Below are 18552 nucleotides of genomic sequence, written 5' to 3' on the forward strand. Positions count from 1 at the left end.
AGCCCCCCTCAAGATGAGATTTCCCAACTAGTAAGACCCCTTGAAGACGACGAGGTAGATAGGTTGGAGGTGGAAGTGCAGCAATGCATGGAGCTGACCAATACTAATCGGTCGAGGGCTTATCCAACATATTTCAATGTGCTGCAAATTCGTTTCGTATCTAGTTTTCAGGTGATCAATCACTTGAATTGAATAATGTTCCCTGATAGCTCAGTTGGTAGAGCACTCGACTGTTAATCGAGTTGTCACAGGTTCGAGTCCTGTTCGGGGAGCCATTTATGGAGAGGTGTCCGAGTTGGCCGAAGGAGCACGATTGGAAATCGTGTAGGCGCCAAAAGCGTCTCGAGGGTTCGAATCCCTCTCTCTCCGCCACTATTATTTCAAGCAAGGCCCGTTGGTCAAGGGGTTAAGACACCTCCCTTTCACGGAGGTAACAGGGGTTCGAATCCCCTACGGGTCACCACTATCTTAATTGCACCAGGGGATGAGAATCCCGTCGGTTCGTCGGAGGATAACTTCGTAAGCAGAGGCTTCGCAGTCTCAAACGAAGTGAGAGTATCCCCTACGGGTCACCACTTTCTTTAAAAAAACACTTGCTTCTTATATCAGATTTTGATATGATAAAAGTCGCTTTGTTACGGAGGCTTAGCTCAGCTGGGAGAGCATCTGCCTTACAAGCAGAGGGTCGGGGGTTCGATCCCCTCAGCCTCCACCATCAATCATCCCCAAGAAGTGAAGCTCATGCTTCGCTGGTAATTCCGATTGCTTTTCGGGGATCCTATACAAGCAATCCTTATAATGACGCGGGGTGGAGCAGTTCGGTAGCTCGTCGGGCTCATAACCCGAAGGTCGTAGGTTCAAATCCTGCCCCCGCAACCAATTTATATCGCGATAGCGATAATGCCTCGTGGAACTGTGGTGTAGAGGCCTAACATGCCTGCCTGTCACGCAGGAGATCGCGGGTTCGAATCCCGTCAGTTCCGCCATTCTTTACAACTTTGGGATGAGATGAGTATCCGATATGGGTTCCGTCAAAGTTCGCGAAGAGCTTTAAGGCTCGGTAGCTCAGTCGGTAGAGCAGAGGACTGAAAATCCTCGTGTCGGCGGTTCGATTCCGTCCCGAGCCACCATGTACGTTTTATAACTTTATATGCCGGTGTAGCTCAATTGGTAGAGCAACTGACTTGTAATCAGTAGGTTGGGGGTTCAAGTCCTCTCGCCGGCACCATTCTGGAGGATTAGTGAAGTGGCTAAACACGGCAGACTGTAAATCTGCTCTCTTCGAGTTCGGTGGTTCGAATCCATCATCCTCCACCAGTTTTTAGGGGCATAGTTTAAAGGTAGAACAGCGGTCTCCAAAACCGTTAGTGTGGGTTCAATTCCTGCTGCCCCTGCCAATCGTATCACAGTGTTTTAATATGGCGGTCGTGGCGAAGTGGTTAACGCACCGGATTGTGGCTCCGGCACTCGGGGGTTCAATTCCCCTCGATCGCCCCATATTACAAAATCATATTGGGGATTAGCCAAGCGGTAAGGCAACGGACTTTGACTCCGTCATGCATAGGTTCGAATCCTATATCCCCAGCCATTGATTTTTATGTTTGCGGACGTGGCTCAGCGGTAGAGCATCGCCTTGCCAAGGCGAGGGTCGCGGGTTCGATTCCCGTCGTCCGCTCCATTTTTATTTCTGGCGCCATAGCCAAGTGGTAAGGCACAGCTCTGCAAAAGCTTTATCCCCAGTTCGAATCTGGGTGGCGCCTCCATAACAAAACTATGTGCCCTTAGCTCAGCTGGATAGAGCGTTTGACTACGAATCAAAAGGTCAGGAGTTCGAATCTCTTAGGGCACGCCATTATGTAAGCCGGTGTGGCGGAATTGGCAGACGCGCGCGACTCAAAATCGTGAGGGAAACCGTGGGGGTTCGAGTCCCTTCACCGGCATCATCCAAAAGGAATGTAGACTATCAACGTCTGCATTCCTTTTTTTGTTGCATCTAGATCGATAGAGATCCAGTGCAGGGTTGGACGTAGGTCTGTAGGAGGCCCCGCCTTAGGTCTAGGTCTAAAAACCGTCCCCAGGCCGTTTTAGTGAAACTCGAAATTACCTAGAATAGAGTCATAAGGTTGAACAAATGAAACAACGATCAAACAACAGAAAGGCGGTGTATAAATGAGAAATTCAAAAGGAAATGGAATGAGTATCCTGTTGATTGGTTTAGGGATCTTGGTTCTCCTGGGAGTATTCGGTCCTCTGCTTGGATGGTTGTTCAGTCTTCTAATTCCAATACTGATGGTCGCGTTGGGATACTACGGGATCCGGAGAGGTAACACCTTGATGGGATGGGTTATTCTCGGTATCGGTGTGATCTGGTTGATGGGTAAACTGTCTTGGCTGATCGGTCCGATCCTTGGAGTTATCTTAATCATCTACGGGGTGTCCCGATTGAAGAATGGCAGACCCCGTTATTGATAAAAACCACTACATTAAATAACATGCATGAACAACAGATCATGATAGATGAGGAGGGCTAAGCCAATATGAGTGTTTTCCGGCGGATAAGAGACATAACCGTAGCAACATTGAATGAAAAGCTCGAGCAGAGCCAGGATCCGGTTCGATTGATCGACCAGTTCCTACATTCAACCAGACAGGACATTGCAGAGGCTGAGAAGCTGCAGCAGCAATGCCAAGTACATTCCAGACAGCTGAAGCAGCAGGTGGATCAAGCGGAAACCATGCGCTATAAACGCGAAGAGCAGGCGCTGCTTGCATTGAAGGCCGGCGAAGAACATCTTGCCAAGCTGGCATTGCAGGAGAAGCTGATCTATGAGGAAAAGATCGAGCAGTATCAAGGCCTGTTATCCTCAAGCCTGGAGTCGCTAAAAGAAATCGAGGAGCAGCTCGGCGAGCTGCGGATGGAATATCAGACGGTATACAGCAAACGCCAATATTATGTTGCCCGAGTGGAAACCCTTCGTCTTCAGCAGAAAATGAATGAACGTACGGGCTCCTACGGCGGCGGCCATGACGTACCGAAGATGTTCAATCGCCTCGAAGACCGTATCAGCGACTGGGAACTCGAAGCCAGAAGTCTTCGCGATTTACGCCGCATGGGGCAGGAATACATGGAACAGGCTGGTGAATCGGTCTCCACTGTATTAGAAAAAGAACTTGCCCGCCTGAAGCAGAAGCTGAATAACAGCGGAAAGGAGTAACCATGACTAGATTGTACCGTTCCACCCGAGACAAAATGTTCACAGGGTTGATCGGCGGTATATCCGATCATTTCGGAGTCGAATCTACCCTACTTAGAGTCATATTTGTAGTCAGTATCTTTTTCACAGGCGGTACAACGCTGTTGATCTATCTGATTGCATCCCTTGTAGTACCTAAGGAGCCGTATTATCACGATCCGTACGGTCCGCAGGGAAGACATGGTGGCGGATACCGTTACAACGATCATCCGGGCCCTGGACCAGGCTACAACAGCTATAACGATGCTTATGGACGTCAAGGCTATCCTAATGAGCATGGAAATTTTGGTCCCAAATATGACCGTCCCAATGGCACAAGAAACAACGCGCCAGCGGATTCCGACCTGGATGCGATGATGAAGGATATTGAGAGAAAAGCCATGCAAAAAGAAATCGAAGAATTAAAGAAAAAACTTTCGAACTATGAGAAGGGAGATAAATAACATGGGAGTATTTAAAAGAATTAAGGATATGACGAAAGCATCGGTGAATGAACTGCTGGATAAAGTAGAGGATCCGATCGTAATGTTGAACCAGTACCTGCGCGACATGGAGGCAGAAATTCACGAAGCAGAGGTAACGGTTGCGAAGCAAATGGCTAACGAGCGTCGTATGAAGCAGCGCGTCGATGAGGCTGTGAAGATGGCGGCACAACGTGAAGCCCAAGCTGAATTGGCTCTGAAAAATGGTCAAGAAGAAGTGGCTCGCAAGCTGCTTGAAGAAAAAATCTATTTCGATCAAAAAGAAACCGAGTACGTGGAATTGCACCTGCAATCCGAGGCTCAAGCGAAAGAGCTTGTAGCTCAGCTGCATGAAATGAAAGACGAGTTCTACAAAATGCGCAACAAGCGTAATGAGCTCGTAGCCCGTGCTCAAATGGCTAAAGCGAAGAAGCAAATGTCTCAAGTGAGCAGCCTGAACACGATCGAAAGCGGCAGTGCGTCGATGGGCTTCCACCGCATGGAGGAAAAAATTATGCAAATGGAAGCAGAAGCGGATGTGCTTCGTGCCCCATACCGTCCTAACAACGCAGTATACACAAGCCCCGTAGATGCTGAGAAGCAATTGAAGGTGGATGAGCAACTGCAAGCTTTGAAAAACAAAATGGGGAATTCTTCGAAGTCCGAGTAATTCCTCTAGCAAGTCAGCAAAATAAGATTAAACCGTATTCGAACACCATGTTCATATGATATGCTATACGAATGAGATTGTCGTATAGTACAGGCAAAGCCATACAGTGGGGAACGTCTCACTGATATGGCTTTTCCGAGCTTATATCTTGGTCATCAAGGAGGTGCGACATGGACAGAAACCGCTGGATAGCAGTTGGTTTAATCAGCTTGGGTATTATTATGCTTTTCGGCCGATGGCTTGGTTTCTTCACCATTGTCGCCCTGATACTCATGTTCGCAGGTGTCCTTCAGGTCAGACAAGGCCATTTGAAGAAGGGATACATTCTGCTCGGAGTAGGTGCCGTACTGCTGCTGCTGGAGCATCTCATGTTGATTATCGGCATCAGCTTGATATCACTGGGTATTTTTTATGGCAAGTCGAAGCGAGCCCATACGACGACAAAGTACATTCAGAAGCAGAACTTTATGTCCAACTTTGATTGGGACCGGGCTCCGTGGGTGATGCGCAGTCTGAGTGTGTGGCATGTGCTTGGAGAGGCGGATGTGGATCTATCCCTGGCGCTTCCGGAGGAACGCCAAACGGTCCTTATGTTCCATGGGATACTGGGGGATATTGATCTGATGATCCCGGACTATTATGGAGTGGAGATCGAAGCATCGATCCTGTTTGGCTCGATTCATATGGACGACCGGAAGGAAACCGGCATATTAAACCGCGTGCGGTATCAATCACCCAATTATGAGACCAGTGAATATAAAGTGAAATTTATTGTTTCTTATTTGGGCGGAGATTTGAATATAAGAATGACATAATCAACGTATGTTTTGTGTAAACCATTCAGGAGGGTTGCCCCGTGGAAACGGAAAAGAAAGCAAATATGATTACCCGAAGTATGCGTGAGGGGACCCTTCTGGGATTGGTTGTCATGCTGGTTGTCCTATATTTATTATATACATATGGTTATCTTCAACCGTTTGAGACGTGGAAGAACCGGATCGAAGCCGGCATTACCCTGGTATTGCTGCCGATTGGGCTGGGAGCAATCTATGGCTTCTTCCAGGGATACCGGGTAAAACGGAGGGTCGATCTCGTGAGGGAAACGCTGGTAAACTGGGAAAAAGGCAGCCTTACGGATGTGATGCCGGACATCGGTGAAGACGAAGTGGGCCGGCTTGGAGAACAGCTGGTGAAGATCAGCAAACGCTGGGAGGATCAAGTGTCTTCCCTGCAGCGGTTATCAACGAACAATGCCCAGCTTGCCGAGCAGGCCAGGGTAACAGCAATTGTGGAAGAGAGGCAGCGTCTGGCGCGCGAGCTCCATGATGCGGTTTCTCAGCAGCTGTTTGCCATCTCGATGACGGCAACCGCTGTGGGCAGGACGCTGGATAAGGATTTTGACAAAGCGCAGCGCCAGGTGGCTCTGATCGAGGAAATGTCGGCTGTGGCCCAGTCCGAGATGAGGGCGCTTCTTCTTCATCTGCGGCCGGTTTATCTCGAAGGGAAAGCACTGGAGCAAGGGCTGAAGGATCTGATCAAGGAATTGCGGATTAAAGTACCTATGGAAATTACGTTTGAAATGGACGATGACATACATTTGCTTAAAGGGATCGAAAATCATCTGTTCCGTATCATTCAGGAGGCGATGTCAAATACGCTTCGGCACTCCAAAGCGGAGAAGATGGACATCCGTATTCATCGCAGGCAGAACACTGTTCGGGTGATGCTGCGTGATGATGGAATCGGGTTTGAACTGGACGATAAGAAACAGACTTCCTACGGTCTATCGACGATGCAGGAACGGGTGACGGAGATCGGGGGCTCGGTACAATTCATAACAGCACCGGGTAAAGGGACTCGAATTGAGATCGTTGTGCCACTCATAAATGATGAACGTAAACGGGGGGATGGAGATGGAAACGCCGATTAAGGTGCTGCTGGTGGATGATCATGAGATGGTCCGGATCGGTTTAGCGGCTGTGCTTGGTACAGAGGACGGCATCGAGGTGGTTGGTGAAGCGGGCAGCGGCGAGGAAGGGATACGCTTAGCGCAGGAATATCATCCTGATGTGGTGCTGATGGACTTGGTGATGGACGGGATGGATGGAATCGAGACGACGCGCCAATTGATGAATCAGTTTCCGAATCTTAAGGTCATTGTACTGACCAGCTATCTGGACGATGAGAAGATGTATCCGGTTATTGAAGCAGGTGCGTTCAGTTATTTATTGAAGACATCCCGTGCTTCTGAAGTAGCTGATGCTATACGTGCAGCCGCACGCGGGCAGTCGGTGCTGGAGTCGCAGGTTGCCTCCAAGATGATGAATCGATTCCGGCATCCGCAAAATGAAGCACCGGCGCATAACGACCTTACGGACCGGGAAATGGAAGTGCTCCGACTGGTGGCGCAAGGCAAGTCGAATCAGGATATTGCCGATGATTTGATTATCGGCATCAAAACCGTGAAGTTTCATGTAACGAATATTTTAGGCAAGCTGGGGGTAGAGGATCGAACCCAGGCTGCCATCTACGCTTATAAAAATGGGCTGGCTGAGTAAGGAATGCCGGCTCTTTTTTATGCGATGATCGCGACATAAACAGATCCAAGATGCTGAGACGTTGAGCGTGGTACAAAAGAAGATCCATGATGCGATGCGTGAGTTATAAACATATCCATGTAACCATGAGAGGCAGGCTTAAAGACTCCCGGATCGGGAGCTTTTTTTATTTAGGGACGGGGAAGCAAGAATGTTTACATAAAGCCCGGTGAAGGCTCTTTTTAACAAGCGAGGTATAAATCTGCGGTAACGAGGCCATCCTTTTTACTAGATTGATAGATTCGAACGGGGAGGCGTGACTGACCATGCGGAAGATGCGTTTACAGATCGTTGTGATGATGTTGTTGCTGTGCGGGGCAGCAGGCATGATGGCGGGTTTTGCGGGAACAACGGAAAGCAAACGAAACGAATCGGTTCCGCACGCGATAGAAGCGTCAACTTCAGTTTCAAATGGAACGGGAGAAAAAGGTGTCGATGAAACAGCTGGAGCCGGGGTAGCTGCAGATAGCGATTTAACGCTTCTGGCAGCGCTTGGGCAAGAGCATATGGAGGCTTCGGCCATGCTCACGGTAAAAATTCAAGGTGAAATGATAAATTCCATACCAGAAGATCAAGCTAAGACAGCAGCTGAGCAGCTGGCTCGTACCATGGGGCTCTCGGGGATTACGACGTCCCCGCTTCAGGGAAATGAAGTGTTCCAAGCAGAAGGCGTGCTCTCCGGTGTATCCGTCCATCTGGATTGGGCCCTCACGAAGGCGGGCCATAGTTATGTCAGAGCTATGCTTGTCGGAGAAGCGGCTGGGCAGACCCGGGAAATGATCGCCTTACAGCAGCAGATTCAAGAGATGATGAAGCAAGCAGGCATACCGAACACATGGAATGCGTCCATTCAAGGGTATGCATCGGAAACCGCAAGCGTTGATGGGACGATGGCTCAGGTAGAAGAGAATGTAGCCCAAAAGTTCCCGCTTCGCTCCGTTGAGGATTATGCTGATGACAACACACGAAGCCGTTCATATGAGGCTCCTTCACTGCATGCTTCTGTGATAAGTGGCGACACGCCGATTCATATGCAGATCGCAGTGCATGAAGATTCGATGAAGAAAAGTAGTAGAATAACGATCGGATTTCCCGTCATTACAATAGAATATTGAAAATGATTTCTGAAACTCCGATGAAAAAATGCGGATTGAGATAGCATACTTGAAATGAATATGCTAAAATGTCATCACATCGAGTTAAGTGCCGATGCATAAAAATACACTATAATTCATAGAAAGAATGAGGAGCCATGGCTGAAAATCAAAATCTAGATACAATGAAGACACCGGGAGCTGTATTTTTCATCTTTGGAGCGACTGGTGATTTGGCAAGACGTAAGTTGTTTCCGGCGATCTACAGTCTTTATCGTGAAGGAAAACTGGATGAGGATTTTGCGGTAATCGGCGTGGCGCGGCGTCCGCGCACCCAGGAAGAGTTTCGGGAGGACGTGTATCGTTCGATTCAGGAATTCTGCCGATATAGTTCGGAACAGGATAGTGAATGGAATGCATTTGCACAGCATTTTGAATATAAATCTTTAGATATTAACAATATTGACGGTTTCCGTGAGCTTCGTGAACAAACGGAGCAATTGGAAACGAAATTTAATATACCGGGTAACCGCCTATTTTATCTGGCGCTTGCACCGGAATTGTTCGGCAGCGTATCGTTTAACCTGATGAAGGGCGGTATGCTTGACGGAGAAGGCTGGAACCGTCTTGTGATCGAGAAGCCGTTCGGTTACGATCTGGAGTCGGCTGCCAAGCTGAACGAAGAGATCCGTAAAGTGTTCAAGGAAGAAGAGATCTACCGGATTGACCATTATCTTGGTAAAGAAATGGTACAGAACATCGAGGTTATGCGTTTTGCGAATGCTTTCTTTGAGCCGCTTTGGAACAACAAGCATATCGCCAACATCCAAATTACGCTTGGTGAAACGGTTGGTGTCGAGGAGCGCGGCGGATACTATGATCATGCCGGGGCTCTAAGGGATATGGGCCAAAACCATATGCTGCAGCTGCTGACCATGATTGCGATGGAGCCGCCTAGCCGATTGCTCGCAGAGGATATCCGCGACGAGAAGGTAAAAGTGCTTCGTTCCTTGCGTCCGTATGCCACACATGAAGAAGTGAAGAACAACGTGGTTCGCGGTCAGTATACGAACGGTTCGGCGGGCGGTAAAGATCTGCCGGCTTACCGTGAAGAGGACAAAGTGAATCCGGAATCCAATACGGAAACCTATTTTGCGGCCAGAGTATTCGTGGACAACTTCCGCTGGGCGGGCGTACCGTTCTATATCCGCACGGGCAAACGTCTGCCGGTTAAGACAACCGAGGTGGTTGTCGAGTTCAAACGGATGCCAACCAACGTTTACTTGGGACAAAAGCATTCCCTGGAACCTAACCTGCTCGTCATCCGCGTGAATCCGATGGAAGGCATTTACGTGAAGATAAATGCGAAAAAGCCGGGATCCGAATCCGAGATCGCTCCTGTAGCGATGGACTTCTGCCAAAGCTGCATCGTGGGCATTAACTCTCCTGAAGCGTATGAGCGTCTATTGCATGACGCGGCTCGTGGAGACTCCACTTACTTTACGCGCTGGGACGAAGTGGCTTCGGCATGGTCCTTCGTGGATCGTATCGCCAGTGCATGGAGAGAGAACCAGGGCGAGCTGGAATCGTATCCTGCGGGCTCGTGGGGACCTGTCAAAGCAGATGAGCTGTTGAAGGAAGACGGATTCCACTGGTGGCCGGTTAACGGTCAGCTCGAGGATAATGTGGTGTGGTTGAAAAACTAAGATCATTTTCTATAATTTACGTGTTAAAAATCATCCTCATGCGCAGGGCGCATGGGGATGATTTGCGTATGAATTGTGGTACAATGATATACATGACTTTAGTTACGAAGGGATAAGTGAAATGGCAAAGCTAATAGATGAACTGCAGCAGGAAGTGGATAAGCGCCGCACGTTTGCGATTATTTCCCACCCTGACGCCGGTAAAACAACACTGACCGAGAAGCTGCTCTTGTTCGGGGGCGCCATTCGTCTGGCTGGATCGGTTAAAGCTCGTAAAGCGAGCAAGCATGCAACGAGTGACTGGATGGAGATTGAGAAGCAGCGGGGGATCTCGGTTACCTCGTCTGTTATGCAATTTGATTATTTAGGGCATCGGATTAATATATTGGATACGCCGGGTCACCAAGACTTCAGTGAGGATACGTATCGTACGCTGACGGCCGCTGACAGCGCCGTCATGTTGATTGACGTAGCCAAAGGGGTCGAGGCTCAGACGATTAAATTATTCCAGGTGTGTGCGAAGCGGGGCATTCCGATCTTTACCTTTATCAACAAACTCGACCGCGAAGGGCGCAGCCCGTTCGATCTGATGGAGGAGCTTGAGCAGGTTCTCGGCATCCGCTCCGTACCGATGAATTGGCCGATCGGCTCCGGGCGTGACCTGTGCGGCGTGTACGACCGGGTCAAGAATCAGGTGGAATTGTTCCAAGGCGACGACCATTCCACGATTCAGGTTCAGAAGGTCGAAGGCTATGAGGATCCGATTATTCGGGAGATGGCAGGTGATTACCTGCATGATCAGTTATGTCAAGACCTCGAGCTGCTGGATGTTGCCGGAGACCCATTCGATCTGGAGAAAGTCATGCAGGGTCAGTTAACACCTGTATTCTTCGGAAGTGCGATTAACAATTTCGGCGTCCAGACTTTCCTGGAAAACTTTCTTCAGCTTGCGCCGAAGCCGGAGCCGCGCCGCAGCACGGACGGTGTGGTGGAGCCAACCGATGAGAAGTTCTCCGGATACGTATTTAAGATTCAAGCCAATATGAATCCGGCTCACCGGGATCGTATTGCTTTCCTGCGGATCGTATCGGGCAAGTTCGAACGCGGTATGAGCGTGAAGCATGTTCGGGTAGGCAAGGAAATCAAGCTGGCGCAGCCGCAGCAGTTTTTGGCGCAGGATCGAGATATTGTGCAGGAGGCATATCCTGGTGATATTATCGGTCTGTTTGACCCGGGCATTTTCCGGATCGGGGACTCGCTTAGTCAGGGACGTGAAGTTGTATTCGATGAGCTTCCAACGTTCTCACCGGAAATCTTCGCCAAAGTAACGGTGAAGAATGCGCTGAAGCATAAGCAATATCAGAAAGGGATTGATCAGCTGACGGAAGAGGGTACCATTCAGGTATTCCGCACCGTGAGTTTCGACGAGACCATTCTCGGGGTTGTCGGGCAGCTCCAGTTCGAGGTCTTCGAGTACCGGATGAAGGGGGAATACGGCGTTGATGTCCAGCTTCAACGGATGCCGTATCAGTTCGCTCGCTGGATCGTGGATGACAATATTGATCCGTCCAAGTTCCGGATTAACTCAACGCTGGTCAAAGACAAGAAGGATAACTACGTTGTCTTGTTCGAAAATGAGTACGCGATGAGAACCGCCATCGATAAGAATCCAACCGCCCAGTTTCTTGAGACCGCTCCGTAAGCGATGTTATAAATATGCAATGTAAAGAACAATCCCCCAGCTTCACAGCTTGGGGGATTGTTCTTGTTTGTTGACCATGGGCTTATCCTTGAAGGTTGCCAGGCGTAACGGTTTTCAAATGATCATGGAGGGAAGAGACAAGGCTGTTCTGCTGGGAAGCATCCATGTCTTTCCACATCATTTCAAACATTACACCGAGTCCCGGCAGGGCAGCTTCAGGCCCGTCAACGGAACCCTCGATCATGGAGCGCAGCTCTTCTTCGTCCTGATTGTGGACTTTATGAATGACGGCCTGCCTTAGATCTAACAATATGGACATGGACATGTTCCTCCTTGTTATGAAAGGGTCATTGTGTAATGTGCCCGTTCCAGGGCAGTTACATTCAAGTATTCGGGACAGTATGATATACTATTATCATGATGATTATGGATGACCTAGGCTCGTGGGGGGATATATAAATGGCTAAGAAGCAGTACGCAGTAATCGGTATGGGGCGTTTTGGCACGAGTGTTGCCAAGGAATTGAGCAGCATGGGATTTGATGTATTAGCCGTAGACGCGAGCGAACAGCGCATTCAAGAAATCGCAAGTATGGTCACGCATGCCGTATCGGCGGATTCAACCGATGAAGAGGCGCTTCGGGCGCTGGGCATACGGAATTTCGATGTGGTTGTCGTAGCGATCGGAGAAGATATTCAATCCAGTATTTTGACTACGCTGATATTGAAGGATCTTGGCGTACCGGCCATTATCGTGAAAGCGAAGAATGAGCTGCACGGAAAAGTGCTGAACAAAATCGGTGCGGATAAGGTGATTTTCCCTGAGCGGGACATGGGGCTTCGGGTTGCCCACCATCTGGTGTCACCAAATATTTTGGACTATATCGATTTGTCGGACGACTACAGCATTATGGAGATGCTTGCTACAGGAGATCTGGTTGGTCACAATCTGATAGAGCTGGACATTCGGGCACGATTCGGCTGCAATGTCATGGCGATTCGAAGTGATGCGGACATGAACATTTCGCCAAGTCCGGATGACCGGATTGAGGAAGGCGATATTCTCGTTATTGTGGGACACAAGAATGACTTAACGAAGCTGGAGCTTGCTTATCCGAAGTAAGGCTGTCCACTAGCGGGTATGCTGGTTGAGCTGGACTCGGTTTTGTATATAAGTAAAGAACGGATGGATTAACCATGGAGATACTATCGCCTCAGAATGCCAGAGTGAAGGGCTGGGCACAGCTGCAGGAGAAGAAACATCGAGACAAGCAGAACAAGTATGTGGTGGAAGGTATTCATCTCGTGCAGGAAGCACTGTCATCCGGGGCGGACATCGAGTGCGTCGCTTATGATGTCGAGAAGGGCATTCCCCAAGAACTTCGTTTTATATCGGATACAGGACAAGGTGCCGAATGGATCGGTGTATCCCATGCCGTCATCTCGAAGGTCAGCGATACGCCGTCACCGCAGCAGGTGTTTGCCGTGGTCCGCAAAGAAGCACGTCAATGGCAGGACCTGATCCTGCGCGAGAACGGTTTGGTTGTCGTTCTGGACGGTCTTCAGGACCCAGGGAATGTGGGAACCATCATACGAAGCGCTGATGCCGTAGGAGCTGCTGGCGTGGTTCTGGGACGCGGCTGCGCGGATTTGTATAACCCTAAGACGCTGCGTTCTACCATGGGTTCCCTGTTTCATCTACCGGTGCTGGAGGGCGATCTGCTGAGCATTTTGCCGGAAGCCAGGGAACGAGGTGCCAGATTGGTCACCACCATGCTGGAAGGGAAACGTTCCTGCTTTGAGTATGATTTCAAAGGGACAAGCTGGATCGTGATTGGTAGCGAAGGGCGGGGGGTCTCACCTGAGGTCGCGGAACTCGTGGACGATGCGATCCGTATTCCCATGCCGGGGAAAGCCGAATCGTTGAACGCGGCTATGGCGGCGTCGGTATTGATGTACGAGGCTTTACGGCAAAGAGAGTACCCTGGCCAATAAAGACAGGACGGCTCGACAAGGCTGGAAGTGATTAGAAAGCAATGGCTAATCATATCCGGCTTTTTTTATATAAGAGATAAGAAAGCATAAACTTCAGAGGCTTACCCTCCTTATCTCGCAAGAAAAACTTCCGCGAAATGCGGTCTGCCTTCTATGAAAGTACGTCGATGACGTTTTTTTATTTTTGTCTGGGCTGGAAACAATAATGGGTATGTTTGAAAGGAGTAAATCCCAATGTACGAGCAAAAAACCAAAGAAACCGATCACAGCGTGGTGGAGTTTATAGAGCAAGTGGATTCGCCGAAAAAACGGGAGGATGCTTATCGTTTGTTGGAGGTTTTTGAGGAGACGAGCGGTTTTCCGGCTAAGATGTGGGGACCCAGCATCATCGGCTTCGGCTCCTACCATTACCGCTACGCTTCCGGACACGAAGGAGATGCCCCGTTTGTGGGTTTCTCGCCGCGCAAAGCGAAAATCAGCCTGTATTTTGCGCCGGGCGATGAGAAGCGGGAGGAGCTATTGACGAGTTTCGGTAAACATACGGCCGGGAAAGGCTGCGTCTACATTAATAAAGTGGCGGACATTGATAGGGAAGTCCTGAAGCAGCTAATTCGCGAATCGATCGCCTTCTTGAACAAGACCTACCCGGCTCAGCCCTAGCGAGTTTAAGTCATGAGATGCTGACAAGATGCATGGATGGCCTGGAATGCCTGGTTACGAAAGCTGGACCTTAGGGTGTGTTGAATGGATAAAAAGGTGAATATTGGTATTTGACATAAAACCATTTGGTGTCCTATAATGCATGAAGGGAAACCAAATGGTTTCATAATTTTAAACCTAAGCGAGGGATTAATCAAATATGGACAACGTATCAAACGGAAAGCTGCCGGATATTCGTCATACGCTTGTGCTGAAAGCGCCTATTGAGAAGGTGTGGAAAGCCGTGGCTACGGCTGAAGGGATTTCGGCTTGGTTCATGCCCAACAATTTTGAACCGGTGGAAGGCTTTGAGTTTCAATTGAATGCAGGCCCTTTCGGGAATTCACCATGCAAGGTCACGCTTATTGACGAGCCTAACCGTTTATCTTTTAACTGGGGCAAGGATTGGAATGTTACGTTCGAACTGGTACAGCAGGGAGATCATACGGAATTCACGCTCATTCACGGCGGATGGACAGCGGATCAAGTGACCGAGTTCGGGGAAGCTCACGATATCGTACGAGGCCGTATGGACAACGGCTGGGCAGGCATTGTTCAGAAGCTTGCGGGATACGTCGAGGCCTAATCCATGTCGCAGCCTGCTCCGAAGCATGATGTTTATCAAGCGATCGCGGATCCGACACGCCGTAAGCTGCTAGGCTTGTTAAGTGATAAGGAAATGCCGGTTAAAGAAATTACAGGGCACTTCTCCATGACTCGAACCGCCGTCTCCAAGCATCTCCGAATTCTGGAGGAAGCGGGACTTGTGCAGGACCGCAAGGTTGGACGCGAAACCCGCTATCGGCTGGATGTTGAGCCGCTTAAGGAATTAAAGGATTGGCTCGCTTATTTCGACCGGTTCTGGGAGAATAAACTGTCGATGCTGAAGTATTATGTGGAAGATCAAGAAGACAATCCGAAGAACGACAAGTAGATTCTTGGTGCAGTCTTTCTTGAAAATGAGAATCTATAAGGGAGAAGAGTGAGGATTACCCATCCTTGCTCTTCTTTTTTGCTGTTTGTCCGCATACCCTCTATACAGGAGAGCTTGCCATGGTAAACATGCTCCTCGGGGCGTAAATAGGGGGGACCAAGCATGAGACGAAAGAGATGGGGAAGCAGACGTTTATCCTTTCCGTCCCTGTCATGGCCCAAACCAAGGAGAGCTTATAGACCACCGCGGAGAGGTTTTCGGCCCGTACCACAGCATCGGGGGCGTCCTCAGGCTGCCAAACGGCGCAGCGTGAAAAAATGGTGGCTGATCGGCGCTCTGCTCCTTGTGTTTGGGATCGTTGAATTTTTTATGTATATTGAGCAGAATCTGCGGCCGCCGATCATGCATTTAGCCCAAATCAGGGTAAAACAGATTGCCACTGAAGCCATTAATAAAGCCATCACCTCTCAGGTGACGCAGGGTAAGGATTTTGATAATCTGGTCAATTGGAAAACGGATAGCTCCGGCAAAGTGACGGGATTCATGCTGAATTATGCCGAGCATTTGAAAATCACATCCCATACGACGCAGGTCGTGCAGAGCACGCTGGACGAAATCCATAAGCGCAAAGAGCAAATTCCGCTGGGACAGGTGCTAAAAAGCCCGATCATCGCGTCATTCGGTCCACAAATTCCATTGAAGATCGAACCGCAGGGAGCGGTAAAGGTTCAACTGGATACAAGACAGCAGGGTGCGGGCATCAACATGATTTTGGTTGAGGTATTTGTCCACATTGTAACGGAGGTAGCGGTTGTTGTTCCTTTTGACATGGAGCCGCAGATTGTGGAAACCGATATTCCCATCTCTTATCTGCTCGTGGTCGGCGATGTGCCGATGTATTATTATGACGGTCAAGGAAAGGCCGTCGGCGAGAACAAGGCAAGCGCGCCAAGCATAGCGATACCGCCGCCCGTTACGAATGAGAACAGCCATCATTCGGAGCAGGAAGCCCCGCCTGCAACAACGCCGCACCAACCTGCAGACGGAACAACGACACCTCTGGAACCTTCACCTGGCGGAGCGGACTTATCCGGGCAAACGGGGGGAAACAACACCGGCGGCTAAGTGCTGTTTAATTTCACTTTTGGCACTATCGTATGGAAGCCGCACCATGATTCAGTTGCTATTTATGTATGTCCTTAACGGAGAAAACGCGCCCCCTGGGTTGAACTTAGGAGCGCGTTTTTTTCTTCGAGCGTTTTTCTTCCGTTTCCCAATGCTTCAGCAGCGGGTAAGGATCGAAAGCCCATTCGTTTAATCCGGTATCCCGGTAGATGCCGTAATGGAGGTGTGGAGGGAATTTGCCCTGGGTTCCCGGCTTGCCGTAACCGGAGCTGCCAACCCAGCCAAGGGTTTGACCCGGCGTAACGACGTCCCCGAGGGAGATCCCTTTGTCAAAGCCTTGCAGATGGGCGTAATAGTGGTAATGATTGTTCAAATCACGGATGCCGATACGCCACCCGCCATATTTATTCCAGCCCTTGATTTCAACGATGCCGTAACACGTACTCCGGACAGGGACTCCATAACTGGCAAATAAGTCCGTTCCTTCATGAACCCTTCTTCCTCCCCAATTGCGTCCCATGCCAAAGGTGCTTCGGTATGAATAGTTGCTTTTGACCGGAAGAGGAAATGCATGGTCGAACAAGTCCAGCTTCCCAAAGGTCTCGTACAATTTGGCGTATTGCATGACGCGCTGAACCGCCCGCGTGTTCTGGTAGTATGACCAGAGCCCGATGCTGAAATCATCAGCAGCATGCCCGTAGGGGGAAAGTCTCGCTGCAACGGTATATAGCAGGTCGGTATCATTATTCCGATCTGCCTTGCCATCCCCGTCACCATCCAGCCCGATGCCGGAAAACACGCTGATCGACGTTGGATTTACATCTTCCTGATTGGGATTTAACGCGCCGGCCCATCTTGTGGAGGGGATGAAGATTCCGAGCGTCCGGTCCGGATGTTTGCGATCCTTGGGGTGGACTCTAGTCAGTGTTCGTTCATACTGGTCAATGGCAGCCAGGCGATACCAGGGAATTTGGGTAACGGTGGAAATCTCATCGTATAACGACTTCCGGTCTTCAAATATGGCTTTAGCATCCGTTGTTTTCACCGTATCGTCTGCCGTGCTGGTCGCAATAGAGGCGGATGCGGACACAGGCCCGCACATGCAGCAGGCCGCTGTCAAGGCAGCCACAGCTGCAGCCGTGCAGCGAATCATGATGCTGCTTGCTCTCAATGGTTGAAAAATCCTCAATGTGTCCTTCTCCTCCTTTTGGATTGTCATAATTAAGGACGGACAGTTATGCCTACACTGTAGGGTGAATCGAAACAAGGATTTTTATCCATGCCGCAACTAGATCAATCTCATATCGATGCGAAACAAGTAATATGATGGTTTTCATGATATAATATGGGACAGCAAACGATGGGGTATGTCTTGAGTTACATCAATAAATTCGAAAGAAGGTTTTTTCTTTGTCTAAAACCAAACAGCCAAAACCTGACTGGATTCGAATCAAGCTGACTACTGGCGATAATTATAAAGAAATCAAAAGCATGATGCGATCCAAGACACTACACACGGTGTGTGAAGAGGCTCGCTGTCCGAATATTTATGAATGCTGGGCTAACCGTACGGCAACCTTCATGATCCTGGGTGATATTTGTACCCGGGCCTGCCGATTCTGCGCTGTTAATACGGGACTTCCAACGGAACTGGATCTTCAGGAACCGGAACGCGTAGCGGAAGCGGCGGAACAGATGAACCTGCGTCACTGCGTAGTAACAAGCGTAGCACGGGATGATCTGAAAGATGGCGGGGCTTACATATTCGCTGAAACGGTTAAAGCCATTCGCAGACGTCTGCCGCTATGCTCGGTGGAAGTGTTGATTCCGGATTTTATGGGGAGCGAAGAAGCGCTTAAGATCGTAATGGATGTGAAGCCGGACATTCTGAACCATAACATTGAGACGGTGGAGCGAATGTCGGATCGGGTACGCGCCAAAGCCAAGTACACCCGTTCGCTGCAATTGCTGAAGAATGCCAAGGCGATGCAGCCCGATATTCCGACCAAATCCAGCATTATGCTGGGTGTCGGCGAACAATGGCATGAGATTCTGGAAGCGATGGACGACTTGCGTTCGGTGGGTTGCGATATCATGACGATCGGCCAATATTTGCAGCCTTCGCCGAAGCATCTGAATGTGGAAAAATACTATACGCCGGAAGAGTTTGCGATTCTAAAGGAAGAGGGAATGAAGCGCGGATTCAGTCACGTGGAATCCGGTCCTCTGGTGCGCAGCTCCTACCATGCACACGAGCAAGTGAAATCTGCAGAGCGCAACAAGGAAGAGACCGTGCAGTCTTAACCTTTGGAAAGG

General features: G+C 49.6%; 19 protein-coding genes, 16 tRNA genes and 1 rRNA gene. 34 read left to right on the forward strand and 2 right to left on the reverse strand.

The annotated features are described in order from the left end of the window. The 27 genes from ACETK5_RS00005 to ACETK5_RS00135 all read left to right on the forward strand — a co-directional run. A 23S ribosomal RNA gene (locus ACETK5_RS00005) occupies positions 1-127 on the forward strand; the annotation flags it as partial. Between the two features lie 72 nt (positions 128-199). After that, positions 200-275, forward strand: a tRNA-Asn gene (locus ACETK5_RS00010). Between the two features lie 5 nt (positions 276-280). Beyond that, a tRNA-Ser gene (locus ACETK5_RS00015) sits at positions 281-372 on the forward strand. 16 nt (positions 373-388) lie between these two features. Beyond that, positions 389-463, forward strand: a tRNA-Glu gene (locus tag ACETK5_RS00020). Between the two features lie 176 nt (positions 464-639). Beyond that, a tRNA-Val gene (locus ACETK5_RS00025) sits at positions 640-715 on the forward strand. Between the two features lie 87 nt (positions 716-802). Next, positions 803-879, forward strand: a tRNA-Met gene (locus ACETK5_RS00030). A 30-nt stretch (positions 880-909) separates the two neighbouring features. Beyond that, positions 910-986: transfer RNA gene (locus tag ACETK5_RS00035), tRNA-Asp, on the forward strand. 68 nt (positions 987-1054) lie between these two features. Continuing rightward, positions 1055-1130, forward strand: a tRNA-Phe gene (locus ACETK5_RS00040). A gap of 22 nt (positions 1131-1152) precedes the next feature. Beyond that, positions 1153-1228 (forward strand) — tRNA-Thr (locus tag ACETK5_RS00045). Positions 1229-1232: 4 nt separating this feature from the next. Beyond that, a tRNA-Tyr gene (locus ACETK5_RS00050) sits at positions 1233-1317 on the forward strand. A gap of 6 nt (positions 1318-1323) precedes the next feature. Beyond that, positions 1324-1397 (forward strand) — tRNA-Trp (locus ACETK5_RS00055). 24 nt (positions 1398-1421) lie between these two features. After that, a tRNA-His gene (locus ACETK5_RS00060) sits at positions 1422-1497 on the forward strand. 16 nt (positions 1498-1513) lie between these two features. Next, a tRNA-Gln gene (locus ACETK5_RS00065) sits at positions 1514-1588 on the forward strand. 15 nt (positions 1589-1603) lie between these two features. Further along, positions 1604-1678, forward strand: a tRNA-Gly gene (locus ACETK5_RS00070). 11 nt (positions 1679-1689) lie between these two features. Next, positions 1690-1763 (forward strand) — tRNA-Cys (locus ACETK5_RS00075). 12 nt (positions 1764-1775) lie between these two features. Next, a tRNA-Arg gene (locus ACETK5_RS00080) sits at positions 1776-1852 on the forward strand. Between the two features lie 8 nt (positions 1853-1860). Continuing rightward, positions 1861-1940, forward strand: a tRNA-Leu gene (locus tag ACETK5_RS00085). Positions 1941-2169: 229 nt separating this feature from the next. Beyond that, positions 2170-2469 carry a hypothetical protein gene (locus ACETK5_RS00090; RefSeq protein WP_127593521.1) on the forward strand — a complete coding sequence of 100 codons (300 nt, stop codon included), beginning with the start codon at positions 2170-2172 and terminating at the stop codon, positions 2467-2469. Between the two features lie 68 nt (positions 2470-2537). Then, entirely contained in the window at positions 2538-3215 is a 678-nt protein-coding gene (locus ACETK5_RS00095; RefSeq protein ID WP_100539270.1) for a PspA/IM30 family protein, read from the forward strand. Between the two features lie 2 nt (positions 3216-3217). Beyond that, positions 3218-3697, forward strand: coding sequence for a PspC domain-containing protein (locus ACETK5_RS00100; RefSeq protein WP_100539269.1), 480 nt, complete (start codon positions 3218-3220; stop codon positions 3695-3697). A gap of 1 nt (position 3698) precedes the next feature. After that, positions 3699-4385: a PspA/IM30 family protein gene (locus ACETK5_RS00105; protein ID WP_394054075.1), complete on the forward strand. Its 687-nt coding sequence runs from the start codon at positions 3699-3701 to the stop codon at positions 4383-4385. 170 nt (positions 4386-4555) lie between these two features. Next, entirely contained in the window at positions 4556-5200 is a 645-nt protein-coding gene (liaF, locus tag ACETK5_RS00110; RefSeq protein ID WP_100539267.1) for a cell wall-active antibiotics response protein LiaF, read from the forward strand. Between the two features lie 41 nt (positions 5201-5241). Further along, positions 5242-6315 (forward strand): sensor histidine kinase, encoded by a 1074-nt coding sequence (locus ACETK5_RS00115; protein ID WP_326096191.1) that lies wholly within the window; start codon positions 5242-5244, stop codon positions 6313-6315. Next, positions 6293-6943 carry a response regulator gene (locus ACETK5_RS00120; RefSeq protein ID WP_036644768.1) on the forward strand — a complete coding sequence of 217 codons (651 nt, stop codon included), beginning with the start codon at positions 6293-6295 and terminating at the stop codon, positions 6941-6943. The genes ACETK5_RS00115 and ACETK5_RS00120 overlap by 23 nt, the downstream gene beginning before the upstream one ends. A 305-nt stretch (positions 6944-7248) precedes the next feature. Continuing rightward, complete coding sequence (locus ACETK5_RS00125; RefSeq protein ID WP_394054076.1) at positions 7249-8097, forward strand: YwmB family TATA-box binding protein; 849 nt, start codon at positions 7249-7251, stop codon at positions 8095-8097. A 137-nt stretch (positions 8098-8234) separates the two neighbouring features. Beyond that, positions 8235-9782, forward strand: coding sequence for a glucose-6-phosphate dehydrogenase (gene zwf / locus ACETK5_RS00130; protein ID WP_100539264.1), 1548 nt, complete (start codon positions 8235-8237; stop codon positions 9780-9782). 121 nt (positions 9783-9903) lie between these two features. Next, positions 9904-11484, forward strand: a complete 1581-nt coding sequence (locus ACETK5_RS00135) for a peptide chain release factor 3 (RefSeq protein WP_100539263.1) — start codon at positions 9904-9906, stop codon at positions 11482-11484. Positions 11485-11566: 82 nt separating this feature from the next. Here the strand turns inward: ACETK5_RS00135 and sspI are convergent, their stop codons facing one another. After that, a complete protein-coding gene (sspI, locus tag ACETK5_RS00140; protein ID WP_100539262.1) occupies positions 11567-11803 on the reverse strand; it encodes a small acid-soluble spore protein SspI in 237 nt (78 codons plus the stop codon). A gap of 140 nt (positions 11804-11943) precedes the next feature. On the opposite strand from sspI, the gene ACETK5_RS00145 reads away from it, so the two are divergent. The 6 genes from ACETK5_RS00145 to yunB all read left to right on the forward strand — a co-directional run bounded on the left by ACETK5_RS00145 (position 11944) and on the right by yunB (position 16236). After that, positions 11944-12606 carry a potassium channel family protein gene (locus ACETK5_RS00145; RefSeq protein WP_076324879.1) on the forward strand — a complete coding sequence of 221 codons (663 nt, stop codon included), beginning with the start codon at positions 11944-11946 and terminating at the stop codon, positions 12604-12606. A gap of 74 nt (positions 12607-12680) precedes the next feature. Continuing rightward, positions 12681-13478, forward strand: coding sequence for a TrmH family RNA methyltransferase (locus ACETK5_RS00150; protein WP_394054077.1), 798 nt, complete (start codon positions 12681-12683; stop codon positions 13476-13478). A gap of 234 nt (positions 13479-13712) precedes the next feature. Beyond that, the gene (locus ACETK5_RS00155) at positions 13713-14138 is read left to right on the forward strand and encodes a DUF1801 domain-containing protein (RefSeq protein ID WP_100539260.1); all 426 of its coding nucleotides are present in this window, start codon (positions 13713-13715) and stop codon (positions 14136-14138) included. 199 nt (positions 14139-14337) lie between these two features. Next, on the forward strand, positions 14338-14763 hold the full coding sequence (locus ACETK5_RS00160; protein ID WP_100539259.1) for an SRPBCC family protein: 426 nt from the start codon (positions 14338-14340) through the stop codon (positions 14761-14763). Between the two features lie 3 nt (positions 14764-14766). Continuing rightward, the gene (locus ACETK5_RS00165) at positions 14767-15111 is read left to right on the forward strand and encodes an ArsR/SmtB family transcription factor (protein WP_100539258.1); all 345 of its coding nucleotides are present in this window, start codon (positions 14767-14769) and stop codon (positions 15109-15111) included. Between the two features lie 162 nt (positions 15112-15273). Then, positions 15274-16236, forward strand: a complete 963-nt coding sequence (yunB, locus tag ACETK5_RS00170) for a sporulation protein YunB (protein ID WP_394054078.1) — start codon at positions 15274-15276, stop codon at positions 16234-16236. A 106-nt stretch (positions 16237-16342) separates the two neighbouring features. Here yunB and ACETK5_RS00175 read toward each other — a convergent pair whose 3' ends face one another. After that, the gene (locus ACETK5_RS00175) at positions 16343-17389 is read right to left on the reverse strand and encodes a M23 family metallopeptidase (protein WP_394057295.1); all 1047 of its coding nucleotides are present in this window, start codon (positions 17387-17389) and stop codon (positions 16343-16345) included. A 257-nt stretch (positions 17390-17646) separates the two neighbouring features. Here ACETK5_RS00175 and lipA point away from each other — a divergent pair, with 257 nt between their 5' ends. Next, positions 17647-18540, forward strand: coding sequence for a lipoyl synthase (gene lipA / locus ACETK5_RS00180; protein WP_071222365.1), 894 nt, complete (start codon positions 17647-17649; stop codon positions 18538-18540). Positions 18541-18552 lie beyond the last annotated feature (12 nt).

The sequence above is a fragment of the Paenibacillus ilasis genome (assembly GCF_043195395.1).
In the GTDB taxonomy this organism is placed as follows: domain Bacteria; phylum Bacillota; class Bacilli; order Paenibacillales; family Paenibacillaceae; genus Paenibacillus_AQ; species Paenibacillus_AQ lautus.